This is a genomic window from Pyrinomonadaceae bacterium, assembly GCA_036277115.1.
Lineage (GTDB): Bacteria > Acidobacteriota > Blastocatellia > Pyrinomonadales > Pyrinomonadaceae > UBA11740.
On sequence record DASUNM010000015.1, the window covers coordinates 12,839 to 36,064 of the forward strand.

Below are 23,226 nucleotides of genomic sequence, written 5' to 3' on the forward strand. Positions count from 1 at the left end.
CCGCTCCTGTCAGGTTAGTACCTGGGCGAACGTTTGCGAAGCTTGTAGGTGTACAAGGCCGAACCGCCGAGGCCGACCAGCGCACCAATGCCCGCGCCCTTCTTGCCACCAGCCAGGCCGCCAATTGCCGCGCCTGAACCCGTGCCAATCGCCATTGTCAGCTTGTCACGATGCTTCGACCAGAAGCTGCGACCCTTCGGACGAGGCTGCTCATAGTCGTAGTACACATTGCGCGAGCCGCTGTTAGAAACGCGTCGCGCCCGCGTGGTCGAATAATTGTTCGACACTACGTTGCTGCGGGTCACATTGCGGTTGGTGCCCGTGCCCAAGGCGGCCGACGCGCAAGAGTTATAGCCTTCTTCGAAACCTTCGCGATACGCAACCTGCTCAGGCGCCGTACTAAACTGTGACGGGTTGCCAACTTCGCGCTCCGCCGTGGTGCCCGTGTTCGCGGCTTGAGTGTTCTGATAGCTATCGTTTGCGGCTTCCGTCCTCTGTGACGAATTGGTAATCAACGCGCCCAGACCGCCGCCCACCAGCGCCGCGATTAGCCCAATTGCCAGTAACATTTTTTTCGTGATCAGCATTTGACTTCTCCTTCAATTAATTCTGAATTCCGGAGGTTCCCGGTCGTGAACATTGAAGTAAGTGGCAACATGCGTGCCTCTAGGCGCAAACACTCAGCATTAATTGCGATTGAGCGCCCTATAGCCGCAATCATGCGTGAATCGGACGCGTTGTAAGAAATTTACAAGATTATGAGTGGACGAGCCGAAGGATCGTACGAGTTGCTAAAAAAGATCATGTTCCATATGGGATCGGGGCGTATCCCATATCCTCAACTGAGATTCCATTGAGCTATTCAGGCAGATTACGCGAAATCATGACACTTTGCGCTGAGGCCCCGCAGCATGTTCGAGCTTACTCTTTTGAAAAGGTTCGTCGGGGGCAGGTTCTCTTCCCTCCGACGCGCTCGTCTGCCAGTCATCCGTCGCGCGCGGTTGCGGAAGCCATCCCGGTAAAGGCATCAACAGGTGTTCCGACAACACCTGAAGATAAGGCTCATACATCGCGCGCAGCTTTGTCACCGCTACGTCGTCGCCGGGCTCATTGCAAAGCGCAACTCCACATTGGCCGAGGACGGTCCGCAGCTGCGCAAGTTCTTCGGGCGTGAGCTGCTGGCCGTCATTCTTGAGGGGCGACGTATTGAACACCTTCGTCAAATCGACAATCGTGTTCCGCGTCATTTTGAAGGTGAGCTGCGCCTGCCATTTCGGCACTCCATCGATCCCGACCATGACGAGCGCGCAGGTGTCGAGGATCGTGCTGAGCGCCGCCAGCCATGACTGATTGTCGTGCTGCGATCGGAAATAGCACAACACTGGATAGGACAAATGGCTTTCGCGAAGATCCGCCGAGCACCTCTCCCACTCGCGCAGGAGGGTGTTCAAGCTCTCCATATCGCCCGCTTCGTGATGGCGGCGCAGTAATTCACCCGCGGTGGGTGGTGTGCCGGCGCGCGCGTCGAGCATCGAAATGTTGACCTCACGTCTCGAGAACGCCTGATAAAGAACGGGAAGGTAGCTAATGACCATCGCAAAAAAGCCGAGCCCAACGCCGGATTGGACGACCGCTAACACGCGGCCGAGATTATTTGTCGGGGAAAGGTCACCGAGTCCCAAAGTAAAAAAGGTGGTACCGCTAAAATACAGGTGGGACCAAAAACCGGTCAGCGGGTGATTTTCGAATGTGGTTCCCGCGCCGTAATGAATTAAAGCAAAGCCGACGATAATGCCGAAGGCCCAGATTGCCAGTAGCAGGATTAAAGAGAGGGGACCAAAGAATGCGAGGATCTTTTCCCGCCGCTGGTCTTTGATGATCGATCGAGCCAGCGCCGCCCACGGCGACCAGGTGAGATGATAGAGAAACCCCGTCACGCGCCAGCGGCGAATTACGCGGCGCGGCAGGACAATCGTCTCAAATGTCTCCCACAACACCACCGCCACCAGGAAGACGCCGATGCTGCCGACGAGGTATCGCATACTTAAAGTTACCCGCAATGCAAAAGGCCGGATCGCTCCGGCCCTTCACACCCAATTGAATGCTGATTATGCCGCGCGTTGAGCCGGCGCTTTGTCGCGCAGCAATTCAAGCGCTTTCTTGAGTTGCAAATCCTCGGGGGGCGGCTTGGGGGCTTCAGGACTCGCCGTCGGGGTCGGCGGCTGCGGCTCTTCGGGGCTGGTATCATCTACTTCGGCCGCGTCGGGCGCTTCGGGTCGCTTCACTTCAACCGACGGTGCAATGCCGGAACGGGCGCGATCTTCGCCCAGGAAGGGCTTGCCGCTCGCCGAAGCCCATTTCACAGTGGTCAGCAACAATCCGTCGCCGTCACGCAAAGTGAATAGCTCCTGGTCGGCCCCGGAACCGAAACTCTTTTCGCCAACTACGTCGCCGCGCTTTCGCTCAACGAAAGCGGAAGCAACGATCTCGGCGGCTCCGGCCGTTCCGTTGTCAATAAGAACGACGGCCGGACCATTGAACAAAGTAACTTTCGCATCGGCGTCGAATGCTTTCAAAACTTTTTGTTCGCGGCCGATCGTACGTGCCAGCGGGCCGGATGGAATAAACAGGTTAGCGACGGTCACGCCCTCCTGAATCTCACCACCCGCCACGCTGCGGAGATCAATGATGATCTTTTGCGCACCCTGCTTCATCAGGTCCTGTAAACGAGCCCGCACGTCGGCGCCTTCGCCGGCGTCGAGGCTGTTGATGCGCAGGATGCCAATCTTACCGGGTTCCATCCGCGCTTCAACTGAGGGGGCCCGGAAAGCGGTACGCTTTACCGCCAGCGTCAGCGGACGCACACCGGCGCGCAGGATCCGGAGCTTCACTTCGGTCCCGGCCGCACCGTTCAACAACTGCTTCGCGTCATAGAGCGAAATGTCGCGGGTGGCTTTGCCGTCAATGTATTCAATGATGTCGCCTGCGCGCACACCGCCTTGTTCGGCCGGTGCGCCCTTCACCGGCGCGACAACATACAGGTATGACGCCATCTGCGACAGTTCCGCGCCGATGCCCACCTGGTTTGTTTTCTTGCCGGCCCGGTAATCCTTAACCTGTTCAGCCGTCAAATACGTCGAGTACGGATCCAGTCCGTAGGCCAACCCGCGCAAGGCACCGGCGCGGACCTTTTCCATGTTCGGCTCGTCGACGTAATCGTTCTGAATATGCTGAAGTACGCTCTCGAAAATGCGCTGCTGCGCCCCCGGATCATTCGCCGGTTGCTGCGCACGCGTCGCCAGCCATGCGCCCGCGATCGTGTAGATTGCTAAACTCGCCGACGCCAAAATAAGAGTGAATTTCTTTTTAAACGACATTAATTAGTTCCTCTAACGGTCAACGATGCAGCGGCCGAGAGACTTAGGTGATCCGCCGAACGCTTGTATGATACAGAGGCTATTTGATGCACGCAAGGATAGTTTTGTTACCCGTTGACGGCGAAAATATGGTGAATGCGGCTGCGAATGCCGGGGATTCGACCGGGGTCGAGAACCGAAGAGAGGGCGGCAGGCTGCTCGCGATCGACATGGGGGCTAAGCGTGTCGGCGTCGCCGTCTCTGATGAACTCGGCCTGACAATCCGGCCCGTGACCACGATTGAGCGCCGTAGCTGGAAGAAACTCTTGCGGAGCATCAGCGAGCAAATCGAGATTTTTAAGGCGCGCGCTCTGGTGGTGGGGCTCCCGCTAAATCTTGATGGATCGGAAGGACCTGCGTCCGCTGAGGCCCGGCAGATTGCCGCGAAATTTGAACTATCACTTAAGATTCCCGTTTATCTTCAGGACGAACGTTTGACATCAGAGGAAGCCAAATTACGCCTTCAAGACATTCAAACACGCGAACGAGCGAACGATATTGATAGTGCCGCCGCGGCAATTATCCTTCAGGATTTCATCGACCAACAGTTACGCTCGGCCGAGACCTAGACTGGAGCGCAAGCGTCTTGCTTGCAGCCGCGAGAGTTGTGCAACCGAGACGGTTGCGCTCGAGTCAAATTAAAGTTCATGTCTACTCGAACTCGAAAAAACATTACGCGTTGGGCACTTCGAATCGCGATCGTGCTCGTAATTGTCGTTATAGGCTTCAGCGTTTGGTTTTACCGCGATCTGCACGCGCCGGTCGCACACGCCAAAGCCGGCGACTACATCGAAATTCCGCGCGGCTCCACGCCGGACGGCATTGCAGAGAAACTCGTCGCGGAAGGTGTGCTGCGACGCAAGTGGCCTTTGCTGCTGTATCTCAAGACGACCGGCAAGGCGAAGACGATTAGGGCCGGCGAGTATCGCTTCGCTTCTCCGATTTCAGCGCTCGGCGTTCTGCGAAAACTTCAGGAAGGCGAGCAGCGTCTCAGTCGCTTCACGGTTATCGAAGGCTGGACACGTTGGGACATCGCTGATTCGCTGGCGCGGGTCGAGGAGCTGCAATTGAAGGACAGCACGGAAGCGCTCAAGCTGATGGACGATACGAGCTTGATTCGGGACCTCGATCCGTCGGCGGAAAACCTCGAAGGATACCTGTTTCCGGCAACCTACAGCTTTCCGGCCGGCACCAAGGCGCCGGTGATTATCGAAACGATGGTCAAGCGTTTCCGGCAGACGTGGACGCCGGAACGCGCTGCGAAAGCACGCGCTCTTAACATGACGCCGCGCCAAATCGCCATCGTCGCGTCGCTGATCGAGACCGAAGCAAAACTGAAAGACGAGCGGCCGATGATTGCTTCGGTGATTTATAACCGGCTGAAGCGGAATATCGCTCTCGGGGTGGATTCGACGATCGTTTACGCGTCAAAACTCGCTGGGAAGTGGCGCAACGACGGCAAGGTGTATTTGAGTGACGTCAACCGGCGCTCGCCTTACAACACGAGAATCTACGTTGGGCTGCCGCCGGGGCCGGTCGCAAATGCCGGCGACAGCTCAATCGACGCCGCATTGAATCCCGCGCAAACTGATTATCTGTATTATGTTCGCGATCCCAACCGGAATGACGGCGCGCATCACTTCTACAACAACGACGCCGATTTTCAGAGAGGCGTGCGCGCGCTTAGAGAATGGGAGCGCACCCGCGACGCGCAAAAATAGTCAGCACTCATGATGCAAATGATTAACTCCAGAGCCCCTGTACTCATGGCAGCCGCATTGCTGATCTCGTGCGCGACGATCTCGTTTGGCCAGGACCGACGAAAGATTGCGCAAATCGACACTGCCGGTCTTCAGGTTCTTTCGCGTGAGAACGTAATTGCCATGACCGAACTGAAAGTAGGAGATCCTTTTTCGGTGGGCGTGGTCGATGCCGCCGCGCAACGCCTGATCGATAGCGGGCTTTTCAAGAACGTCGGCTATCGCACTCGCACCACCGGCGCCGCGGTGACCATCACTTTTCAGCTTGAGGAACTTAAAAGCAACAGCTCGCCGGTGGTGTTCGATAACTTCATCTGGTTTTCTGATGAAGACCTAATCGCAGTCGTAAAGAGCGTGCTTCCCTCCTTCGCCGGCTCAATTCCCGACACAGGCAAGTCGGCCGAGTTGATCAAGCAAGCGCTGCAAACCCTAATCGTCGATCGCAAACTGGCCGGGACAGTTGAATACACGTTGACCGACACCGGTCACCTGTTTCGGGTTGGCGGAATCCCGCTGAACATTTGCACTCTGCATTTTCCCGGCTCGGAGAAGGTGCCGGAACAGAAACTAATCGCGACGACAAAGAGCTCGACTGATCTGAATTACTCGCGCCAGGGCGCGCTGACTTTTCCAAAATATGGTTTGTTTCCGCTGTATCGCGAGGTGGGACACTTGAAAGCGACTTTCGGCGCGCCCATCGCGAAACCGGACACGACTCCGGGCTGCGAGGGTGGGGTTGACCTGACGATTCCGGTCAACGAAGGGCTGGCTTATGCGTGGGCCAAGGCCGATTGGCGCGGAAATCAAGTCTTCTCACCGACCGATCTCGAAAATGCGCTCGGCATGAAGGTTGGTGAGGTAGCGAACGGCAAGAAGTTCGACAAAGGGCTTAAGGACCTTGAGAAACTCTACGACACGAAGGGGCGCATCGATGCTCAATTCAAGGCCGAACCGGGTTTTGACGATGCGGCGCAAAAAGTCACTTTCCGCATCGACGTGAGCGAAGGCCCTGAATACCGCATGGGCGCCGTTGTGTTCAAGGGCTTTTCCGAAGAGGACGCGGAGGCCTTAAAGCAAAAATGGCAGCTGGGCGTAGGCGCCGTCTATGATGAAAGTTATTCGGGCCGTTTTCTGCGGGTGGACGGCGCAGCGATATTTTCGCGCATCTTAGGCTCACGACAGGCGCAGGGCCGGCCGGTGCCGAACGTGAGCATTAGCCGCAAACCAAATCGCCACTCGCTCAGTGTTGATGTGACGATTGAAATCAAGAACTAATCGCGAGTGTTGCTTGTATTCACCCCGGCCATGGGTTTATTCTCAACTTTGTTCACCCCTTCGTGTTTGGTTACGCTGAAGTGAGGTAATTTAATGAAAGTCCTAGCAAGCCTCTTCGCACTGTCTACTATCTTTTTGATTTCGCCGGCGGTGATTGCCCAGGAAAAGGGCGTCGATACGCAGAGCCAGAGGGTCCGCGATAGCGGAAGTAACCGGAACGCGGGCGTTAACGGGACCAAGACTGACGTAGGCACCAGCAACTCCGGAATAAATTTCGGAAAGGGCAAATCTCCCGCGACGCTTGTGCTTCCGAATCCTTATCGCATGACCGCGCGGCGTGAAGAGCTTCTCACCGCGATTACGGAAGTGATGCGCGATCGAAAGCTGATCGTGGACGATGCCGCTTCCCGCCCTTCTGAAGGAATCGTCGTCAGCCAGCCTTTCACTTTCATCAAAGGCGCTGTCGTCGCCCAATCCGAACTAAACCGGTATGCCGACGTGGTCACTTCCGACACCCAGGGTTGGACACGGGGGCGTTACACTATCTCAATCGAAGTGCAGCCAATCGACGGCGTGGCCGCAAACGTCTCAATCAACGCCAAGATTGAAGGACGCACGGACGGTGCAACCGGCGCCCAGTGGATTACGCTCCCCAGCAGCGGAATCGCCGAACAGGAATTCCTGACGGCCTTGATCGAGCACATGGGCGGAACTCCGAATGCGGTCCGCCCGCAACCGTAACTTAGTTTTTACACACCCTCGAACATGGACATACTGAATCAACTCGAAACCCAACCCATCCCACTCGAAGAAGAAGAAAAACGGCACACGCGACGTTTGCTCGTCGGAGTGCTCTGCGCCCTTTTGGTGACCGGATTGGTATTCGGCGGCTATCTCCTGCTGCGCAGGCGCCACGAGCGGCAGGTCGCCGCGGCCGCAGCCGTAGAAGTGAAAAAGAACTTACCGAAAGTCGAAGTGCTGGTTGATGACGCAGTGGTCAAAGGCAAAACGACCACCTTGAGCGGCACGGTCCACAACATCTCGGCTGAGACATTGCAAAATCTCGCGGTTGAGCTGGCACTGAGACGCCGCGTTGGATCGGGCATCGAGATGCGGATCGTGGTCACAGACACCGCTGTACTGCCGCCCGACGGCCGCGCCCGTTACCACCTGGAGGTCCCGACCCAGGATTACAGCACGTCGACCTTCACGCGTGTCTTAGGCGGCAACGACCGAACACCAGTCGCTTTCAAAGCGATGCCCGGAAACGCGGCGCCGCCGATGGAATCGCCCGCCTCGAAAACCGTCGTGGTGGACAAACCAAGCTCAGGCAAGCGCGACGAGTTCATCAACACTCCCAATAACCCGGGTCGTATTCCTTAATCGGCAGCCAACGCCAACTCAGCTTTTTTCGTCACAGCATTGCTTGGGGGCAATTCGGACTTAGGCTACGATAGCGACCGTTTTATGTTCGCGCGCATCACGACAGTACAGTTTCTTCGGTTCACGCTGGCCTGCGCGGTGGTGTTGTTCGCAGCGACGTGTTTATCGGTTCAAGCCCAGTCGTCGCCCACGCGTCCCGTTCCGCAACCGACTCCGAACCCAATGGATCGACGCCATGACGGAATCGATTTTGGAAACCGCGAAAGCGAAACGCGCAAGCGCCTGGCTCTGAAGGAAGAAAAGAAAAAGTACGAAGAACATGTCGAGCGCGCCCACGAAGCGCGTGACCTGGCCGCCGAGTTGAAGAAGACTTATGAGACTGCGCGCAGCTTTAACGCCGCGGATTTCAAGAAGTTGGAGCGGCTGGAAAAGCTCACCCGGCGCGTGCGCAACGAGGTCGGCGGCTCAAACACAGATGCCGATCCGAAGGAGTTGCCCAAGACCCACGACGAAGCCGTGTCGCAGCTTGCGGACATGGCCCGCGAACTTTGCGACGAAGTAGAGAAGACCCCTCGTCGCGTTGTCTCGACTTCGATAATCGATCAGGCGAACAAACTCATCGCCCTAATCCAATACGTGCGCGGTACTCGCGATTGAGCCATGGACGTTTTGCGCTTTAACCGTCGTGCCCGGGTGATTGCGCTTGCTCTTTCGCTGACTGCTTCATCGTTCCTTCCAATCATTTCCGCTACCGCGCCGGTTAGTGCTGATCAGCAAGCTAACCCTCAGGATCAGGATGACGTCGTTCGTGTCTCGACCGATCTGGTTGTGCTTAACGTGACCGTGCTCGACAAGAATGGAAAATTCGTCACGGGTCTGAAAAACGGTGACTTCCAAATAAGTGAAGATGGCGTGGAGCAGAAGATCGCAGCATTCAGCGCTGAAGAGACTCCTTTTGCAGCGGCGATCCTGCTCGACACGTCGGGGAGCATGGAATCGCGGCTGACGCTGGGACGCAGTGCTGCCATCCGTTTCCTCGATGGTTTGCGAGAACAGGATGTCGCTTCCGTCTACAGCTTTGATATGAAGGTTGAGCAGTGGGGCGACTATTCTCCGGGGCGTGATTTGCCGCCGCGCGTTTATGGTTTGCGGACCAAAACGATGACGGCGCTCAACGACGCGGTGGTTCGTGCCGCCGAGGATTTGGCGAAACGTGAAGAGAAACGCCGCGCCATCGTCGTGCTCTCTGACGGCGGCGAGAACTATAGCCGCGCCAGCGCAGACAAAGCCTTGGATCGCGCGTCTCTCGCCGCGGCCACAATCTACGGCGTCAACATGTCTGAGCAGGGTCCGAAGCGCGACCTTGCGGCGGCGGGCACACTCAAGAATCTTGCTGAAAAAAGCGGTGGTCGTTACATCGACACGCCGGGCGGATTGCAACTGCGCGACTCGTTCGCCTCCATCGCGCAGGAACTCGGTCATCAGTACACGATCTCTTACCGTCCAACTAACCGCGCACGCGACGGCAAGTGGCGGAAGGTTGATGTGAAACTCTCCAAACCGGACGTGAGCGCGAGAACGCGCAAAGGTTATCGCGCGCCGAAGGGTTAGCTTAATCAGGTAGCGGCTTCAGACTGAATACCGCTCGATAGCGTGGTTGGCCGTTCCGCTCAAGATAGTAAGTAAACTGCTGTTTCTCGGGGAGTATCTCGAGCGTCCAAACATTCGTCGTCGCCTCAGGAATTAGTTTTGCGGTATCGGCGTCGGCGGGAAAACGCTGTAAGTGAGCAGTGCCACCTGCGGCGGCCCATCCACCGTACATCGTAATCTTGTCCGGCGTTCCGTCCGGATGACGGTGATCGTGTTTGAAAAGCAAACCCTTTTCCGAGAGGGTCAAAATCCAGGTTCGCGACCTGTCTTCACCGACGACAAATGGAATCCGAAGTTCACGGTCGCTGCACGAATCAAGCGACATAAATAGTTTTTTGCCTGCGAGTGGGTGATTAGGATCCGGTGGAAACTGGGTCTCGCCTGCGAACCGGTGACCGCATAGCTTTTTTAGGTTTTCGATGAAGGCCTTCCTCGTCCCCGCTTCGTCTTTTGCCTTATCGGCTTGAGCCTGAACGTGAGACGGGGTGATAAAAGCGAGTGCTAACGCTGCCGTGAAAACTATCTTTACAAGTAAGCTCATTGGCTGATCCTTTGCAGGTTTAGAGAGCAGGGCGCGTCGAAGGCATAACACAGACATCAACTACGATCTTCGGTATTTCCTTCGTCTTCGGCCGTCTCATCCATTCCTTCTTCCTGCGGATAAGCGAACCTCACAATATGCGGCGCACCCCGAAGTAAGTAGACGCCCGCACCGCAGTAAAGGACGCCAACGACAAGGTAGTAATTGACGGTTGAGTCCGCATAGATGAAGTACTCAAGATGGAATAACGCCCCATCTACCAGGTAGCCCACTCCATACAGACACGATTGCGCCGACTATTCGCAGCGCCAGCCCCCACCACTGTTCCACGCTCATGATTAAGATCCAAGCGAGACAGGTGCGTAATACTTGTCAGATACCCGTTTCGTTCCGCGCGCGCACCGATCCCTTGCTTCGCCGCGTGGCAAGGTTCGCACACATCGACAGGGTTTCGCCCGCGAAGTTGTTAGCACCCGGATAGCCCGGCGCCACTCGAGAGTTATCTATTACCTCTTCTTGGCCGTCTTCTTGGCCGCCTTCTTGGCAGAGAGCACCGCCGACCCTTTGCTAACTGCGATCTTCTGCTTCTTGTTTGCTCCGATAACCTCGATCCCTTTGGTACCCAGAATCCCATCCAGAGAGATAGCCACCGTGTAGGGCGCCGTCGTGGGGAGTCCGATTCCGGGCAAGGAACCGACGACCTCTATTCCCCAATACTCCGGTTGGCGTACGTAAACCAGTGGGCTCAGCTCAACCGTCATATTGACGTAAGGTTTCGTCCCCCTGACGATTAGAAAATAGGTGCCGGGAAGAAAGCCCCCGACAACTCTCGCGCTCGTAAAACTGACGAGCCGGACAGATCCTGAAGGTGGTGCTTTCAGAAAAACTTCGCTCATGAGTTATCTCCTTGGTGTTAGTTAATTGTGAGGCTGGCGCCGGTAAGGACCTCGTCAGCGGGAAAACAAAACAGCTTTTCAACCGTGGAAGCGTGAACGATAGTTCTATTGAGTCAGGGTGTCAACCGTAATCTGGCAACACATCCAACCAAACGATCCGCATTTATCGCGTCGCGTGCGCTGCTCAAATACTCGTCTCGTTTCGCGCACGCTCTTGATGTCGTTCGATCGCGAATTGAATGAGTTTATCGATGACCTTTGTAAACGGCACGCCCGACGCTTTCCACATTTTGGGAAAACCGGAAACGTCTGTGAGACCGGGCAGCGTGTTTATTTCGTTCAGCAGCAACTCTCCATCCTTCTTCAGAAAGAAATCCACGCGCGAGAGGCCTGAGGCGTCGATGGCTTTGTAGGCTTTCACGGCCATCGACTGAATCTTCTTCGTCGCTGCTTTTGAAATGCGGGCGGGAACAATGAACTCCACATTTCCGGTGCTCGCATATTTCTCCGTGTAGTCGAGGAAGCGCGCCGACTGTTCGTGAATGACGTACTCACCCGGCAAGCTCGCCTCAGGCTGGTCGTTGCCCATCACCGCGCACTCAATCTCGCGCCCGTCAACCAACTCCTCAACCACAATCTTGCGATCATAGCGAGCAGCCAATTCAGCACCTTTGGCAAACGAAACCTTGTCCGTCGCCTTCGAAATGCCGACCGACGAGCCGAGATTCGCGGGCTTCACGAAACAGGGAAATCCGATCTCACGACTGACGCGTTTGGTTACCTTGCCCGGATCGGTCTCCCATTCCGAACGCAGGAACCATGTATATCCACAGATCGGCAGCTGCGCTTCCTTGAACAAGGCCTTCATTGTCACCTTGTCCATGCCGCACGCTCCCGCCAGCGTCCCGCAACCGACGAATGGCAGCGCGGCCATTTCCAGCAAGCCCTGAATTGTTCCATCTTCGCCGTAGGTGCCGTGCAAGACCGGAAAAATTACGTCGAGTTGTTCGCGCGCTTGGTCGTCTGCATCGAGTCTTACCAGACCGGTACGTGAAGGATCGCCAAGGATCGTTACGTCACCGCCGGAATTTTCGTGCGCGTTTGTAGGCAAGAGACGTTGCGTGTCCGCCGGCAAAACTTTCACCGCGGCAGCCGGCCCGAGCCAGTTCCCTTCCTTCGTGATGGCAATCGGCACGACTTCATACTTCGATTTATCGATGGCTTCGATTACCGAGCGCGCCGAACGCAGCGATACTTCGTGCTCGCCGGACCGGCCTCCGAAGATGACGCCAATACGAAGTTTCTTTTTCATTCTGTGGCACAGACTTCAGTCTGTGGCTCTCCCGTTGTCATCACAGGCTACAGCCTGTGCCACTCACAAAATAGTCTTGCCCAATGCCGACAGGATCAACTCCACTCCCAATTCGGCCGTGCGGTTGTTGACGTCGAGCGCCGTGTTGATTTCCACGACCTCGAGCGATCGCATCCCGCCGCTGTCGGCAATTTTCTCCATTGCCAGGTGTGCTTCGCGATAGGTGAACCCACCACGCACCAGTGTGCCTGACCCGGGTGCGTCACCGGGGTCAAGCACGTCCACGTCGAACGTCACCGCAAATCCGTCCATGCCCTTCGAGGCAATCGCGATCGCTTCGTTCATGCAGACACTTATGCCACGCTCATCAATTTCGCGCATGGTGAAACAGCGAAGACCGAGCTGCTTGATCAGTTCGCGCTCTCCCAAATCGAGGTCGCGCGCTCCTACGTGCGCACAAGTCTCTATCGTGAACTTCGCGCCGTGCCCGCCGATACCGAGCAACTCAGGCGCACCATGCCCGAGCAGGACCGCCAAAGGCATTCCATGAATGTTCCCCGAAGGCGTCGTCTCAGGCGTATTCATGTCGGCGTGCGCGTCGAGATAGATCAGTCCGAGTTTCTGCCCGCGTTTGCGAAACGCTTTCACAACTCCGGACAAGGAACCGATCGCAATGGAATGGTCGCCGCCAATTGTTATGGGAAGCTCGCCGGCTTCGACAATTTTCTCAGTTTCAGATGCCAGCGCAGTGCAAGTGGTGAAGACTTCGTTCAGGTACTTTAGCGGCTCACCGTTCCGCGGGTAGGTTCGAGGTCGCTCGACGCGAAGGTCGCCCCGATCATTAACTTCATAACCGAGTTTGCCGATAGCGGAAGTCAGCCCCGCGACACGTGTAGCCGCCGGGCCCAGTTCAACGCCCAGCATGCTCTGACCGAAAGCGAGCGGCACGCCGAGAATGCCAACTGTCTTGCCCACGCCAGGCAATGCTTCGTGATTGATACCCGTCTTGATCAAACTATCTGCCATTGGGTTACTCGTCAGCGGTTGGTTAGGGCTCCCATTCGAAAGCGACTTCGGAAAGCGCCGTATCCGGATCACTTCCGTAATGAACGGCGGTGATCACGAATTTCACCCAGCGCGTGCGGACTGAGCCCACATCCATCTTCTGACCGTCCATCCGGTCAGCGAATTTCAGCTCGCGCCAGGTGCCGTCGGAAAACTCAGCGCTAACCGTAGCGAGGCGATTATTCTGATTCCAAATGGCGGGACTCTTGAAATAGCCGGGCTGCCAAAGAATCCGCCGGAGGGTAATCTCACGATCAAAATCGAAGCGAATCCACTCGCCGATGCCTGGGCCGTCGGCGCCTTCTATCCACGCGGTCGCGCGCTTTCCGTCGATCGCATTCGCAGCGTAATACGTGTTCGCTTGTACCGCGAGCCTAACGGATGAGGCTGAACTCGTGATTTTCAGTGGCGCACCGGTGGATGGCGACATTAACGTTTCGGCCGAATCGACCACTCCCGGACGCGTTCCCGCGGTTGGCGACGGGGGCGGTGTGGCGGTGCGCGCAACTTCTGGTTCCTTTTCGCGACTCTGTCGAAAAACAAACACTCCGGCAATCGCTACCAACGCGAGGAGCAAACCGACGATCGCAATCACGCCGACAGTCAACACCGGATTCGAACCTCGCGCCTCGCTAATTTCCGGCGAAGGGCGTCTGACGGCTTGATATGAAGGGACGGTCGGGCCAGTCGATTTCAATGTCGGTGTGCCACGCGCCGGAAGAATCTCAGTCGCCGGCGCCTCCGAATCGCGCGCATCGAAAAGCGGACTGCCGTCTTCAAGACAGAAACGCAGCGTATCGTCTTCGTAGGCTCTATGACATTTTGAACAACGCTTCATAAGAAGTGTCCGCAGATTTCACCGATTACGCAGAGCACAATACCAAGTTACTCGAGTCGCTTTCATTCTTAATCTGTGTAATCTGCGTAATCTGTGGATTCATCCTGTCGCGGCTCCTGCCGCCGCGGCTTCTCGCTTGATTATCGCCACGGCTTCGTCCGGCCCCAGCGCGAACTTCAAAAGCCTCACATCATCGTCTGTCACTGCGAGATGCTGCTGCCACGCTTTCACGATCGGCGACCAGCAATCGCCGAGGAGAACTAAAGGCCGCGGCTCGAGTACTCGCGTTTGCATCTTGTTCCAGACTAGCGAGATTTCCGTCACCGTGCCCATCCCGCCCCGCAAGGCGATGTAGCCGACCGATCGCGTGATCAATCGCTGCAGCCGCTCGTAAAAATGTTCGGACGGAATCTTCTCAGTTAGGTAACGGTTCGGCTGCGACTTGAACTGATTCATCGTCACGCCGATGACGCGGCCGCCACGTTCGTGCGCGCCGCGACTGGCAGCCTCCATCACGCCCGCATAGCCGCCGGTGCAGATGGTGTAGCCCGCTGCGGCAAGCAGTTCGCCGACGCGATGTGCTTCAGCGTATTCCGGAGAACCTTCGCCGCACTTCGAGCCGCCGAAGATGGTGACGATTCTTTCCGAGCCGGCGTTCATTTCGCGGCCTTCCCGCTGATCATCAGCGACCCTGTGTCTCGATACTTCACGTAATCGTCGCGGCTTTTGAACGAGCCGCTGGTGTAATCATCCGGCACCGGCCGCGGATCCAGAATGCGTTCGTCACTCACATGCTCGAAGCGCGCGCCCTCGAACAGCGAACGATACTCCTGGATGCTGAGCAGCTGCACCGGAACATTCAACATCTCGACCCATTGATGCGTCGCATCGCTTTCCCAATACATATCAACCACGGCGACGAACAGACCGCCGGGTTTGAGCACGCGATGAATTTCTCCTAGGGCTTTCGCGATGTCCGCGTAGTAATACAACGACTCCATTGAGAAAGCGTGCGTGAATTCGTTATCAGCGAACGGCAGCTGCTCGGCGCTGGCCGTTTTAAAATCCACATTTGTGTAGGCTTGAGAGGACTCAGCCGCAAGCCGGACCATCTCGTCGGAAATATCGATGCCGGTAACGCGGCCCTTGGCGGCGTAATCAGCCAGGAGGCGCGTGGCCCACCCCGAACCGCACCCGACATCCAGCACGCGCGCATCCGTTGGCACATCCATGCGCGCCAGGGCCTGCTCGCCAACCGGCCGATGACCGCGCTCCATACTTTCACCTTTACCGGCGCGCGCCCACTCGTTGAATTCAGTGCGAAGTTGTTCGTCCATGAAACCTTTGGTTTAGAGTCGGGCTACTGCCCGAGGGAAGCGGGCGGTCGCCCGCTTCTAAACGATCGGAGCTTAAGGTCTTAACCGATTGAGCATTCTCGGAAACGGGATCGCTTCGCGAACGTGCTCGTTCCCGCACATCCACGAAGTCACCCGTTCTACCCCCATACCGAATCCGCCGTGCGGGACGCTACCGTAACGACGCAGATCGAGGTACCACTCAAAGGCCTCTTTCGGCAGGCCGTGCTCCGCGATTTGCTTCTCGAGAAATTCAATCGAGGTCGAACGTTCACCGCCACCAATCACTTCGCCGTAGCCTTCAGGGGCCAAAACATCGACGCCGAGGGCATATTCGTCGTGCTCTGGATCGCGCTTCATGTAAAAAGCTTTCACTGCAGCTGGGTAGTGATGCACCATCACCGGTTTATCGAACTTGCTTGAGATGAAAGTCTCGTCGGGCGCGCCCAAATCGCCACCCCACTCGAACTTGTTTTCCAGTGCGCCCTGCTCGAACCCCTCATGCAGAATCTTCACCGCATCGTCATAGTGCAGCCGCGGAAACGGCGGCACGATGCCTTCCAGTTTTGAAGTGTCGCGTTCGAGGGTTTTGAGTTCCTCTTTTCGATCTTCCAGCACGCGCGCGGCGATGTATGACAGGAGCTGCTCAGATAAATCCATCACGTCGTCGAGGGTGGCGTAAGCCATCTCCGGCTCAAGCATCCAGAATTCAGTCAGGTGGCGGCGCGTCTTCGATTTCTCGGCGCGGAACGTTGGGCCGAAACAGTAAGCTTTTCCGAAGGCCGCGGCGGTCGCTTCGTTGTAAAGCTGGCCGGACTGCGTCAGGTACGCCTTTTCGTCGCCGAAGTAATCGACTTCAAAAAGCGTGCTGGTCCCCTCGCAAGCTGCGGGAGTGAAGATGGGGGTGTCGCAACGTGTAAATCCGTGATCGTCAAGGTAATCCTGCACCGCGCGGATGACCGTTGCGCGCACCTTCAGAATTGCGTGCTGCTTGCGCGAACGGAGCCAGAGGTGCCGGTGATCCAGCAGAAACTCCGGACCGTGTTCCTTCGGGGTAATCGGAAAATCGTGGGCCGCGTGCACCACTTCGGCGTTAATGACATCGATCTCAAAACCACCGGGGGCGCGCGCGTCTTCGCGGACGCGACCGTGCACTACCAAAGAGGATTCCTGTCCCAAAGGCTTTAATGCGTCCCACACTTCGGGCGCGATTGAGTTCTTGACGACCACGCATTGCACGACGCCGGTTCCGTCACGCAGCTGCGGAAACATCAACTTGCCGCTCGAACGCATGTTGTAGAGCCAGCCCTTCAGCGTGACTTCCTCGCCGATGTGCTTCGCAAGATCGTTTATGTAGGTCTGCGGCCGGTCCGTCAGGTTAACAGTTTGAGTTTTGATAGCTTCAGTCATGATTCAATAACGTCAATTTGGGCCCTCCCTTAAGGTAGGGGCTACTGCCCGATTCTCTCTCTAATCATCCGCTGCAATACCGGGAACCGATCCAGCCATTCAGCCGCGTTCAGAGTAATTTCGAGCATCGGATTAATAAATTGCTTGTACGGTTCTACTCGTCCGCGTACTCCAGTCTGATATGAAAAAGTGCCGCACGCCTTCAGGCATCGCTGCACCGTCATCAATCTGAATTCCATTGAAAAGTCGTCTGGATCGTACGCCGCCAGATTTAACCGCTCCCGAGCATTGAGGAGGAACAATCGATGTTCGCGAATTTCGGCCAGCGATGGCGAGCAGGTGACGCGATCGAGCAGCAAGGAAACGAGGTCGTAGGTTGCGGGACCCATGCGCGCGTCCTGATGATCGATGATACGTAAGCGCCCCCGCGGATCCATCATCAGATTGAATGAGTGAAAGTCGCGGTGACACATCACGCGCGGGCGCGCTGCCAATTCAGCGGCGATGTCGTTCAGCTCTACTTTGAGCTCAGCCGCCTGGCCGTGCGCAAGGTTCTCTTTGCGATAACTGCCAAAATAATGTTCGAAAAAAAAGTTTAGTTCCCATTCCAGTTTCGCTTCATCAAAAGCGAGCCGGCTACAGATGGAATCGCGTTCGAAGGCTTTCGCCGTTGCTGCTTGAATCCGGGCAATAATCTCGATCGCTTGCTCCAATAGAGCTTCCCGCTCGTCTTCAGACGTAGTCTCGAAGACTCTGCACAACTGATTGTCGCCCAAATCTTCCTGAATAATGATTCCGGCGCCGCCGTCCACGTCGAGGATTTCCGGCACGGGCAGGTTGCATTCAAGGAACAGTCGCGTTACGTCGAGGTACGGCTGGACAGTCTCGTCGAATGCATCAGGGTAAACCGCCGCGACGGCCGTCCCGCGCTTCCACGGAACGCGAAAATATACGCGCGTCGAAGCGTCCGGCGTGAGAGGCACAACTTCACCCTTCGCCGGCTGTTGCGCCAGATATTTTTCCAGACGCGCTTGCGGCGTGTCAGAGAGAGTTCCGGCCGCTTTTGTCGCTGAACTCATGTAGATGTCAGAATCCCGACGCCTCGGGGACAGCGGGCGGTTAGTTGGTGACGGAAGGTCATCCCAGGCTCACACGCTATGTCGCAGGCGGTTCTTAGCTTAACGAAATCTTATCACTGCGATAAAGGCACTACAAACTTGTCGTCCTGAAAGCTGCCTTTCAAAGCTTTCGGCGGCGCCATCGTGTCGTGGACGAGTTCGGCCCGGACGACGATTGAATCTTCGAAGGCCTCGTGAGCGCGCACGCTAACGCCATCTCCGATCACCGATCGTGTGACGCTGGCGCCGTTTTCGACCTCGACGTCGTTCCAAAGAATAGCGTCACGGATTTTCGCCTTCGGAGCGACCTGAGTCCTGTCTCCGGAAAAAGCGTTTCGGTCCTGCGCCGCGAGTAAATCCAAACTAATGCCGAGATAACGCTGCAAAGTTGAGAGCTCGTGCCACTTTCCTTCGCCGACATACGCTGCGATTCTCTCGCCTTTGGCCATTGCCTGCGGGTACACGTGAACGACTGAGTCCGAAAAAACGTCGCGCGGAATGTAATCGAAGATGCGCGGCTCGAGAATGTGAATGCCGGTGAACATCAGCGGCGCCTCAGCGTCGTCTTCTGCAGCCGGCTGCGGCATTCCAGCAAACCGCGTCACCAACCCGTCGGCGGCCTCTACCATGCTGAACCGCTCGCGACGCTTATTTCGTTTCAGCACTAACGTCGCCAATGCCTTCTGCTTTCGATGGGTTTCGATTGCCGCATGCAAATCGATGTCAGTAATGATTTTTCCGTTGACGCAGATGAACGTGCCGTCTTGAAAGAACTCGCGCGCGTTATCCAGTCCCCCACTCGTTCCGAGGATCACCGGCTCGTACACATACTCAAGGTGCAATCCAAACTTGCTACCGTCGCCCAGCGACGCGCGCACCGTTTCAGGCCGATGATGCAGGTTAACAACGCTCTCGGTGACGCCGTTCTGGGCCAGGTATTCAGCGACATAGCCGACCAGTGGCTTGCCTAAGACGGGCAGCGCCGGCTTGCCGCGATCTGCGGTCAAAGGCCAGAGCCGTTCGCCGTAACCGGCGGCGAGGATCATCGATTTCATGCGTGCAGCATTCTAACACTTTGGCGTGCGCGGTTGACGGGACTTCTAGAACTTCCCTCTCCCTTTGGGAGAGGGTAGGCGTGAGGGCCTGACGAAGGGAGTAGAAGGAAAAATTTATTCTGTTCGTCGCTATAGCTTCGCTCCCTCACCCAGCCATCTCCCAAAGGGAGAGGGAGCCGCACTCTAAATCTGGTTGAATCATTCTGTTCCGTATCGTAAAGTACGCGGGCGTGCGGTACGCACGCGTCTCGCGTGCTAACGATAAGCCGCCAGAGGCGTGCGTACCGCTAGAAACTTTTTAGCCGCTTTCATCCATGCCGAACAACCATCTCGCGTCGCTTCCGTTTGAACAACAAATTGGCCAGTTCTTCTTCATCGGCTTGCCGGGGACCGAAATCGATGAAGAGACTCGCAAACTGATCGAAGAGATTAAGCCGGGTGGCCTCATCATCTTCGGCCGCAACGTCGAGTCACCTGAGCAATTACGCAAGCTGCTCGATGACGGCCGAAGACTGGTGCCGACAGAACCGTTGTGCGCCATCGATCAGGAAGGCGGCCTGGTCGATCGTCTGCGTGAGATTTTCCCGCCGATGCCTTCGGCCCGCGCGATTCGCCAACACGGCGATCTGGCCGGCGCGCGTAAACTCGGCCGCGTGACCGGCGAGTTGCTGCGCATGCTCGGCTTCCATCTTAACTTCGCGCCGGTCATGTCGATCATCACTGAAGCGCGCAGCAAGCTGACGAACGGTCTCTACTCGCGTTCATTCGGCCGGTCACCCGGAGAAGTACTCGGCTACACAACTGTCTATATGCGCGGGTTGCAGGGCTCGGGCTTACTCGGTTGTTTGAAGCACTTCCCCGGGATTGGCGCCGGCGAAGTCGATTCCCACATCGAGATGCCGCTCGTGCCGCTTACCCGAGACGATTTGATGTCCCAGGATCTCGCGCCTTACATCGAACTCTTCCAGCGTGCCGACGATCGTGTGCGCGTCGTGATGGTTAGCCACGGGGGCTTTCCGAACATCGACATCAAGAAAGGCACGACGCACGGCCTCGTGGCTCCCGCTTCGATTAATTCCAACATTGTGACGCAGTTGCTGCGTCAGGAACTCGGTTACAGACACCTGGTGGTCACTGATGACCTGGAAATGGGTGCGATTGCGAAGCAGTATGAAATTGAGGATGCCTCAGTTAAGGCATTTACCGCGGGCGAGGATATGTTGTTGATTTGCGCTACGCCCGAAACAATTCGACGTGGCTATCAGGGACTACTCAAAGCCGCCCGAGACGGCAAGATCAGCGAAAAGCGCATTCAGGCATCCTTGAAACGTATTTCGGCGACCAAGACACTGGCGCAGCCACCCCTCCCCCTCGATATGGACAAGTACAATCGTCTGTCAGACGAAATCCGGGAACTCAATGTGACGCTGGAATATCGCTATCCGGGAGAATCAAATGTCACGTAGAACACAGACGACGCGACGCACACTGTTCGCGCTGGCATTTTGTCTGACGGCGACGTTAGTGACCTCGACTACGTGCCGGCGTCGCAGCGACAGCTTCGTGATCGTCCTGTCCGACAACATCAAGACCATCGATCCGATTGGCTCGCCCACCGTGGATGCGGCCAGCGAGCGCGTGCGGGTGCTGATGTTCAACTCACTCGTTAAGAAAAACGATCAGTTTGACTACGTTCCCGAGCTGGCGTCGAACATTCAGCGTTCCGAGGACGGCCTGACATTTACCTTCACGCTGCGCGACGGTGTGACATTCCATGACGGCCGGCAGTTCACTTCGGCTGATGCGAAATACACCGTCGATACTGTTTTGGCGAACCAGTTTGCGAAGTCGGCGAGTTTCTTCGAAGGCGCGGGCGCGAATCGGACGGGCTACATCAAGAGCGTTGAGGCACCTGATGCGCGCACGCTGGTAATCACGCTGACCAAACCATGGACTGGTCTGCTGCCGAATTTGGTTCCGATTGCCGTCATTCCAAAGGACAGCTACGAATCACAGAAGACCCATCCGCTCGGCACAGGTCCATTCAAGTTCAAGAGTTACGATCAATCGCAGCAGGTGGTCGATCTCGAAGCGAATACGAGCTACTGGGACGGCCCTCCGCAAATGGCCACCTTGCGCGCGCGCGTAATCAGCGACTCAAACGCGATGCAGGCCGAGCTGCAAAGCGGTCGCGTGGATATCGCGCCGCTGCCGACAAGTCTTTCGCCGGACGCGATCAAAGCGCTTGGCTCGAATCCGAACCTGACCGTACATCAATTCACCGGCTCGAATGTAAACCTGCTCACCTTCAACACGAGCGAAGCTCCACTTAATAACGTAAAGGTGCGACAGGCGATCGCTCATGCCGTCGATCGTGAAGGTCTGATACGTGATCTGCTATTGGGTCAGGGCAAGATCGCCCATTCCATTCTGCCCGAATCGTCATGGGCGTACACGCCCGGTCAGACTTACAACTTCGATCCCGCGATGGCGAAAAGGCTTCTGGACGAAGCAGGGTTGCGCGATCCGGATGGCGACGGCCCGCAAATGCGCATCAGCAAACCAATTCTCTTTCGTATTTCCGGCAGCAGCGCGCCGGCCAGGCAATACGCCGGAGTCATTCAAAATTATCTAAAGAACGTCGGCTTGCCCGTTTCGATCGAGGCAACAGAATTCAATGTGATGCTCGAGTTCATTCGCCGGGGCCAGTTTCAGATGCAATATGGCCAATGGGTGGGCGGCAATCAGGATCCGATCTTCTATCGCGATCTGTTTGCGACGTCAGAGATTCCCACGGAAACGCGGGCGTCGCGTAATCGCAGCCGCTACAGTAATGCGGAACTCGATCAGATTCTGACTGAAGCCGCGAACACATACGACCATGAAAAAGCGAAACCACTGTACGCGCGGGCGCAGGAGATTGTGAGCCGCGACGCGCCCATTCTTCCGCTTTGGTATCAGGCGAACATGGTGATCGCGAAAAAGACCGTGGGCAACATTAACGTCAACGCGAGCGGCGATTGGGGATTCGTGAAGAATCTAACAGTTCAACGTTAAGCCTGCTGGTAAGCGTCCATCATCATCTGCAGCTTGGACTGCATCTCGCTCGAGACTCCTACAAACTCGACGCCCGCGCCGGTAGGGGGCGCGCCTTCCATGACTCGCAACTGATATCGAATGGCGCCTTTGACGTTAATCGCGCCGGTCGTCTCTCCGCGCAGCCGCAAATGGATTTCATCACCGCGACTCAATTCGCGCTTCGTGGCGAGGAAGCATCCACTCACGCTCAGGCTGGTTATTTTGTCGTAATACTCGCACTCGGCGCTCCGGCCCCAGTCGGCAAAGAAGTCGACGGTGACCCGTGGATGACTGCGTAGCTCGCTGTAGTCCATGCTATTTGAGTGCGCCCGTATGGCACAGACTTCAGTCTCTGCCACCAGTTTGATGGCACTTTAACCTAGTTTCCCCGTAACGCTACTTGAATTTTGTCCCACGCGATTGCGCCTTCGCGAACCAGCTTAACTTCAACACCGGCGGCATCAACCACAGAAGACGGCTGATCCGTTTTCGTAGTGCCACCGTCCACAATTAAGTCCACACTCTCGCCAAAGTACTTCGCCGCTTCTGCTAAAGATCGCGCGGCCGGCTCGCCGGAAAGGTTAGCACTGGTCGCGGTTAGTGCGCCGCCGCAGGCCCGCACAAGTGAGCGGACTCCTTCATCATCCGGCAAACGCACGCCGACAGAATTAGTGCCTGCCGTCAGTTCGCTCGGCAATTTGCGGGCGGCTTTACCGATGATTGTCAGGGCACCCGGCCAGAATTGTTTCGCAAGCTCGTCGAACGTTGCCGAACGTTCTTCAATTAACCGGCCAAGTTGTTCCGCGTCACTGATGAGCACGAGAATCGGCTTGTTCCCTTCCCTTCCTTTTAAGTCCTTAACTTTCTGAACTGCAGAAGCGTTGAAAGGGTCGGCGCCCAGGCCATAGAAGGTATCGGTGCGAAACGCGATGACGCCGCCGCGCGCAATTATCTCGACGACGAGCGATATGTTTTCGCTGTTCTGCGGAAGAATCACGAGTGTCCCAGGGTCTGGCCGAATGTCGAACGTTACGGTCCGCGCCGTAGGCGCGAAAATGTTTATAGCTCATGGCG

25 protein-coding genes are annotated in these 23,226 nt (G+C 56.6%); 9 read left to right on the forward strand and 16 right to left on the reverse strand.

All coding sequences use genetic code 11. From position 1 onward, the window contains the following. Positions 1 to 14: 14 nt before the first annotated feature. The 3 genes from VFX97_03020 to VFX97_03030 all read right to left on the reverse strand — a co-directional run bounded on the left by VFX97_03020 (position 15) and on the right by VFX97_03030 (position 3,377). Positions 15 to 587 carry a hypothetical protein gene (locus tag VFX97_03020; GenBank protein HEX5702169.1) on the reverse strand — a complete coding sequence of 191 codons (573 nt, stop codon included), beginning with the start codon at positions 585 to 587 and terminating at the stop codon, positions 15 to 17. 294 nt (positions 588 to 881) lie between these two features. Beyond that, complete coding sequence (locus VFX97_03025; GenBank protein ID HEX5702170.1) at positions 882 to 2,042, reverse strand: potassium channel family protein; 1,161 nt, start codon at positions 2,040 to 2,042, stop codon at positions 882 to 884. A 66-nt stretch (positions 2,043 to 2,108) separates the two neighbouring features. Beyond that, the gene (locus tag VFX97_03030; protein HEX5702171.1) at positions 2,109 to 3,377 is read right to left on the reverse strand and encodes a S41 family peptidase; all 1,269 of its coding nucleotides are present in this window, start codon (positions 3,375 to 3,377) and stop codon (positions 2,109 to 2,111) included. An 86-nt stretch (positions 3,378 to 3,463) separates the two neighbouring features. Here VFX97_03030 and ruvX point away from each other — a divergent pair, with 86 nt between their 5' ends. The 7 genes from ruvX to VFX97_03065 all read left to right on the forward strand — a co-directional run bounded on the left by ruvX (position 3,464) and on the right by VFX97_03065 (position 9,445). After that, complete coding sequence (gene ruvX / locus VFX97_03035) at positions 3,464 to 3,985, forward strand: Holliday junction resolvase RuvX (protein HEX5702172.1); 522 nt, start codon at positions 3,464 to 3,466, stop codon at positions 3,983 to 3,985. A 78-nt stretch (positions 3,986 to 4,063) separates the two neighbouring features. Then, entirely contained in the window at positions 4,064 to 5,137 is a 1,074-nt protein-coding gene (mltG, locus tag VFX97_03040; GenBank protein ID HEX5702173.1) for an endolytic transglycosylase MltG, read from the forward strand. Between the two features lie 45 nt (positions 5,138 to 5,182). Further along, positions 5,183 to 6,451, forward strand: coding sequence for a POTRA domain-containing protein (locus tag VFX97_03045; GenBank protein HEX5702174.1), 1,269 nt, complete (start codon positions 5,183 to 5,185; stop codon positions 6,449 to 6,451). Between the two features lie 93 nt (positions 6,452 to 6,544). Beyond that, positions 6,545 to 7,192 carry a hypothetical protein gene (locus VFX97_03050; protein ID HEX5702175.1) on the forward strand — a complete coding sequence of 216 codons (648 nt, stop codon included), beginning with the start codon at positions 6,545 to 6,547 and terminating at the stop codon, positions 7,190 to 7,192. 24 nt (positions 7,193 to 7,216) lie between these two features. Then, complete coding sequence (locus VFX97_03055) at positions 7,217 to 7,834, forward strand: hypothetical protein (GenBank protein ID HEX5702176.1); 618 nt, start codon at positions 7,217 to 7,219, stop codon at positions 7,832 to 7,834. 222 nt (positions 7,835 to 8,056) lie between these two features. Next, positions 8,057 to 8,491: a hypothetical protein gene (locus VFX97_03060; protein ID HEX5702177.1), complete on the forward strand. Its 435-nt coding sequence runs from the start codon at positions 8,057 to 8,059 to the stop codon at positions 8,489 to 8,491. Between the two features lie 3 nt (positions 8,492 to 8,494). Continuing rightward, positions 8,495 to 9,445, forward strand: coding sequence for a VWA domain-containing protein (locus VFX97_03065; GenBank protein ID HEX5702178.1), 951 nt, complete (start codon positions 8,495 to 8,497; stop codon positions 9,443 to 9,445). A gap of 1 nt (position 9,446) precedes the next feature. On the opposite strand, the gene VFX97_03070 is transcribed toward VFX97_03065, so the two are convergent. The 11 genes from VFX97_03070 to VFX97_03120 all read right to left on the reverse strand — a co-directional run bounded on the left by VFX97_03070 (position 9,447) and on the right by VFX97_03120 (position 19,074). After that, a complete protein-coding gene (locus tag VFX97_03070; protein HEX5702179.1) occupies positions 9,447 to 10,025 on the reverse strand; it encodes a hypothetical protein in 579 nt (192 codons plus the stop codon). Positions 10,026 to 10,081: 56 nt separating this feature from the next. Then, positions 10,082 to 10,297: a hypothetical protein gene (locus tag VFX97_03075; protein ID HEX5702180.1), complete on the reverse strand. Its 216-nt coding sequence runs from the start codon at positions 10,295 to 10,297 to the stop codon at positions 10,082 to 10,084. Positions 10,298 to 10,531: 234 nt separating this feature from the next. Next, complete coding sequence (locus tag VFX97_03080; GenBank protein ID HEX5702181.1) at positions 10,532 to 10,921, reverse strand: hypothetical protein; 390 nt, start codon at positions 10,919 to 10,921, stop codon at positions 10,532 to 10,534. Positions 10,922 to 11,105: 184 nt separating this feature from the next. Then, complete coding sequence (locus tag VFX97_03085) at positions 11,106 to 12,233, reverse strand: D-alanine--D-alanine ligase family protein (protein HEX5702182.1); 1,128 nt, start codon at positions 12,231 to 12,233, stop codon at positions 11,106 to 11,108. A 63-nt stretch (positions 12,234 to 12,296) separates the two neighbouring features. Further along, positions 12,297 to 13,259 carry an arginase gene (rocF, locus tag VFX97_03090; protein HEX5702183.1) on the reverse strand — a complete coding sequence of 321 codons (963 nt, stop codon included), beginning with the start codon at positions 13,257 to 13,259 and terminating at the stop codon, positions 12,297 to 12,299. A 22-nt stretch (positions 13,260 to 13,281) separates the two neighbouring features. Continuing rightward, positions 13,282 to 14,136 (reverse strand): discoidin domain-containing protein, encoded by an 855-nt coding sequence (locus VFX97_03095; GenBank protein HEX5702184.1) that lies wholly within the window; start codon positions 14,134 to 14,136, stop codon positions 13,282 to 13,284. 99 nt (positions 14,137 to 14,235) lie between these two features. Then, entirely contained in the window at positions 14,236 to 14,796 is a 561-nt protein-coding gene (locus VFX97_03100) for an LOG family protein (GenBank protein ID HEX5702185.1), read from the reverse strand. After that, positions 14,793 to 15,473, reverse strand: coding sequence for a class I SAM-dependent methyltransferase (locus VFX97_03105; protein HEX5702186.1), 681 nt, complete (start codon positions 15,471 to 15,473; stop codon positions 14,793 to 14,795). Before VFX97_03105 ends, VFX97_03100 begins: the two co-directional genes overlap by 4 nt. Before the next feature lie 72 nt (positions 15,474 to 15,545). Then, the gene (gene asnS, locus VFX97_03110; GenBank protein HEX5702187.1) at positions 15,546 to 16,901 is read right to left on the reverse strand and encodes an asparagine--tRNA ligase; all 1,356 of its coding nucleotides are present in this window, start codon (positions 16,899 to 16,901) and stop codon (positions 15,546 to 15,548) included. Positions 16,902 to 16,942: 41 nt separating this feature from the next. Beyond that, entirely contained in the window at positions 16,943 to 17,980 is a 1,038-nt protein-coding gene (locus VFX97_03115) for a phosphotransferase (protein HEX5702188.1), read from the reverse strand. 113 nt (positions 17,981 to 18,093) lie between these two features. Continuing rightward, entirely contained in the window at positions 18,094 to 19,074 is a 981-nt protein-coding gene (locus VFX97_03120) for an NDP-sugar synthase (GenBank protein HEX5702189.1), read from the reverse strand. A 314-nt stretch (positions 19,075 to 19,388) separates the two neighbouring features. Here VFX97_03120 and VFX97_03125 point away from each other — a divergent pair, with 314 nt between their 5' ends. Together VFX97_03125 and VFX97_03130 are read left to right on the forward strand one after the other, a co-directional pair. Continuing rightward, a complete protein-coding gene (locus VFX97_03125) occupies positions 19,389 to 20,540 on the forward strand; it encodes a glycoside hydrolase family 3 N-terminal domain-containing protein (GenBank protein HEX5702190.1) in 1,152 nt (383 codons plus the stop codon). Further along, positions 20,530 to 22,131, forward strand: coding sequence for an ABC transporter substrate-binding protein (locus tag VFX97_03130; protein HEX5702191.1), 1,602 nt, complete (start codon positions 20,530 to 20,532; stop codon positions 22,129 to 22,131). The genes VFX97_03125 and VFX97_03130 overlap by 11 nt, the downstream gene beginning before the upstream one ends. On the opposite strand, the gene VFX97_03135 is transcribed toward VFX97_03130, so the two are convergent. Continuing rightward, entirely contained in the window at positions 22,128 to 22,511 is a 384-nt protein-coding gene (locus tag VFX97_03135; GenBank protein HEX5702192.1) for a PilZ domain-containing protein, read from the reverse strand. The genes VFX97_03130 and VFX97_03135 overlap by 4 nt on opposite strands. Before the next feature lie 20 nt (positions 22,512 to 22,531). Next, a complete protein-coding gene (locus VFX97_03140) occupies positions 22,532 to 23,149 on the reverse strand; it encodes an L-threonylcarbamoyladenylate synthase (GenBank protein ID HEX5702193.1) in 618 nt (205 codons plus the stop codon). Positions 23,150 to 23,226 lie beyond the last annotated feature (77 nt).

Excerpts from the sequence above, each read along its gene's own strand:
- VFX97_03020 (HEX5702169.1), bottom strand. The coding sequence starts at position 587 with ATGCTGATCACGAAAAAAATGTTACTGGCAATTGGGCTAATCGCGGCG.
- VFX97_03025 (HEX5702170.1), bottom strand. The coding sequence starts at position 2,042 with ATGCGATACCTCGTCGGCAGCATCGGCGTCTTCCTGGTGGCGGTGGTG.
- VFX97_03030 (HEX5702171.1), bottom strand. The coding sequence starts at position 3,377 with ATGTCGTTTAAAAAGAAATTCACTCTTATTTTGGCGTCGGCGAGTTTA.
- ruvX (HEX5702172.1), top strand. The coding sequence starts at position 3,464 with ATGCACGCAAGGATAGTTTTGTTACCCGTTGACGGCGAAAATATGGTG.
- mltG (HEX5702173.1), top strand. The coding sequence starts at position 4,064 with ATGTCTACTCGAACTCGAAAAAACATTACGCGTTGGGCACTTCGAATC.
- VFX97_03045 (HEX5702174.1), top strand. The coding sequence starts at position 5,183 with ATGGCAGCCGCATTGCTGATCTCGTGCGCGACGATCTCGTTTGGCCAG.
- VFX97_03050 (HEX5702175.1), top strand. The coding sequence starts at position 6,545 with ATGAAAGTCCTAGCAAGCCTCTTCGCACTGTCTACTATCTTTTTGATT.
- VFX97_03055 (HEX5702176.1), top strand. The coding sequence starts at position 7,217 with ATGGACATACTGAATCAACTCGAAACCCAACCCATCCCACTCGAAGAA.
- VFX97_03060 (HEX5702177.1), top strand. The coding sequence starts at position 8,057 with ATGGATCGACGCCATGACGGAATCGATTTTGGAAACCGCGAAAGCGAA.
- VFX97_03065 (HEX5702178.1), top strand. The coding sequence starts at position 8,495 with ATGGACGTTTTGCGCTTTAACCGTCGTGCCCGGGTGATTGCGCTTGCT.
- VFX97_03070 (HEX5702179.1), bottom strand. The coding sequence starts at position 10,025 with ATGAGCTTACTTGTAAAGATAGTTTTCACGGCAGCGTTAGCACTCGCT.
- VFX97_03080 (HEX5702181.1), bottom strand. The coding sequence starts at position 10,921 with ATGAGCGAAGTTTTTCTGAAAGCACCACCTTCAGGATCTGTCCGGCTC.
- VFX97_03085 (HEX5702182.1), bottom strand. The coding sequence starts at position 12,233 with ATGAAAAAGAAACTTCGTATTGGCGTCATCTTCGGAGGCCGGTCCGGC.
- rocF (HEX5702183.1), bottom strand. The coding sequence starts at position 13,259 with ATGGCAGATAGTTTGATCAAGACGGGTATCAATCACGAAGCATTGCCT.
- VFX97_03095 (HEX5702184.1), bottom strand. The coding sequence starts at position 14,136 with ATGAAGCGTTGTTCAAAATGTCATAGAGCCTACGAAGACGATACGCTG.
- VFX97_03100 (HEX5702185.1), bottom strand. The coding sequence starts at position 14,796 with ATGAACGCCGGCTCGGAAAGAATCGTCACCATCTTCGGCGGCTCGAAG.
- VFX97_03105 (HEX5702186.1), bottom strand. The coding sequence starts at position 15,473 with ATGGACGAACAACTTCGCACTGAATTCAACGAGTGGGCGCGCGCCGGT.
- asnS (HEX5702187.1), bottom strand. The coding sequence starts at position 16,901 with ATGACTGAAGCTATCAAAACTCAAACTGTTAACCTGACGGACCGGCCG.
- VFX97_03115 (HEX5702188.1), bottom strand. The coding sequence starts at position 17,980 with ATGAGTTCAGCGACAAAAGCGGCCGGAACTCTCTCTGACACGCCGCAA.
- VFX97_03120 (HEX5702189.1), bottom strand. The coding sequence starts at position 19,074 with ATGAAATCGATGATCCTCGCCGCCGGTTACGGCGAACGGCTCTGGCCT.
- VFX97_03125 (HEX5702190.1), top strand. The coding sequence starts at position 19,389 with ATGCCGAACAACCATCTCGCGTCGCTTCCGTTTGAACAACAAATTGGC.
- VFX97_03130 (HEX5702191.1), top strand. The coding sequence starts at position 20,530 with ATGTCACGTAGAACACAGACGACGCGACGCACACTGTTCGCGCTGGCA.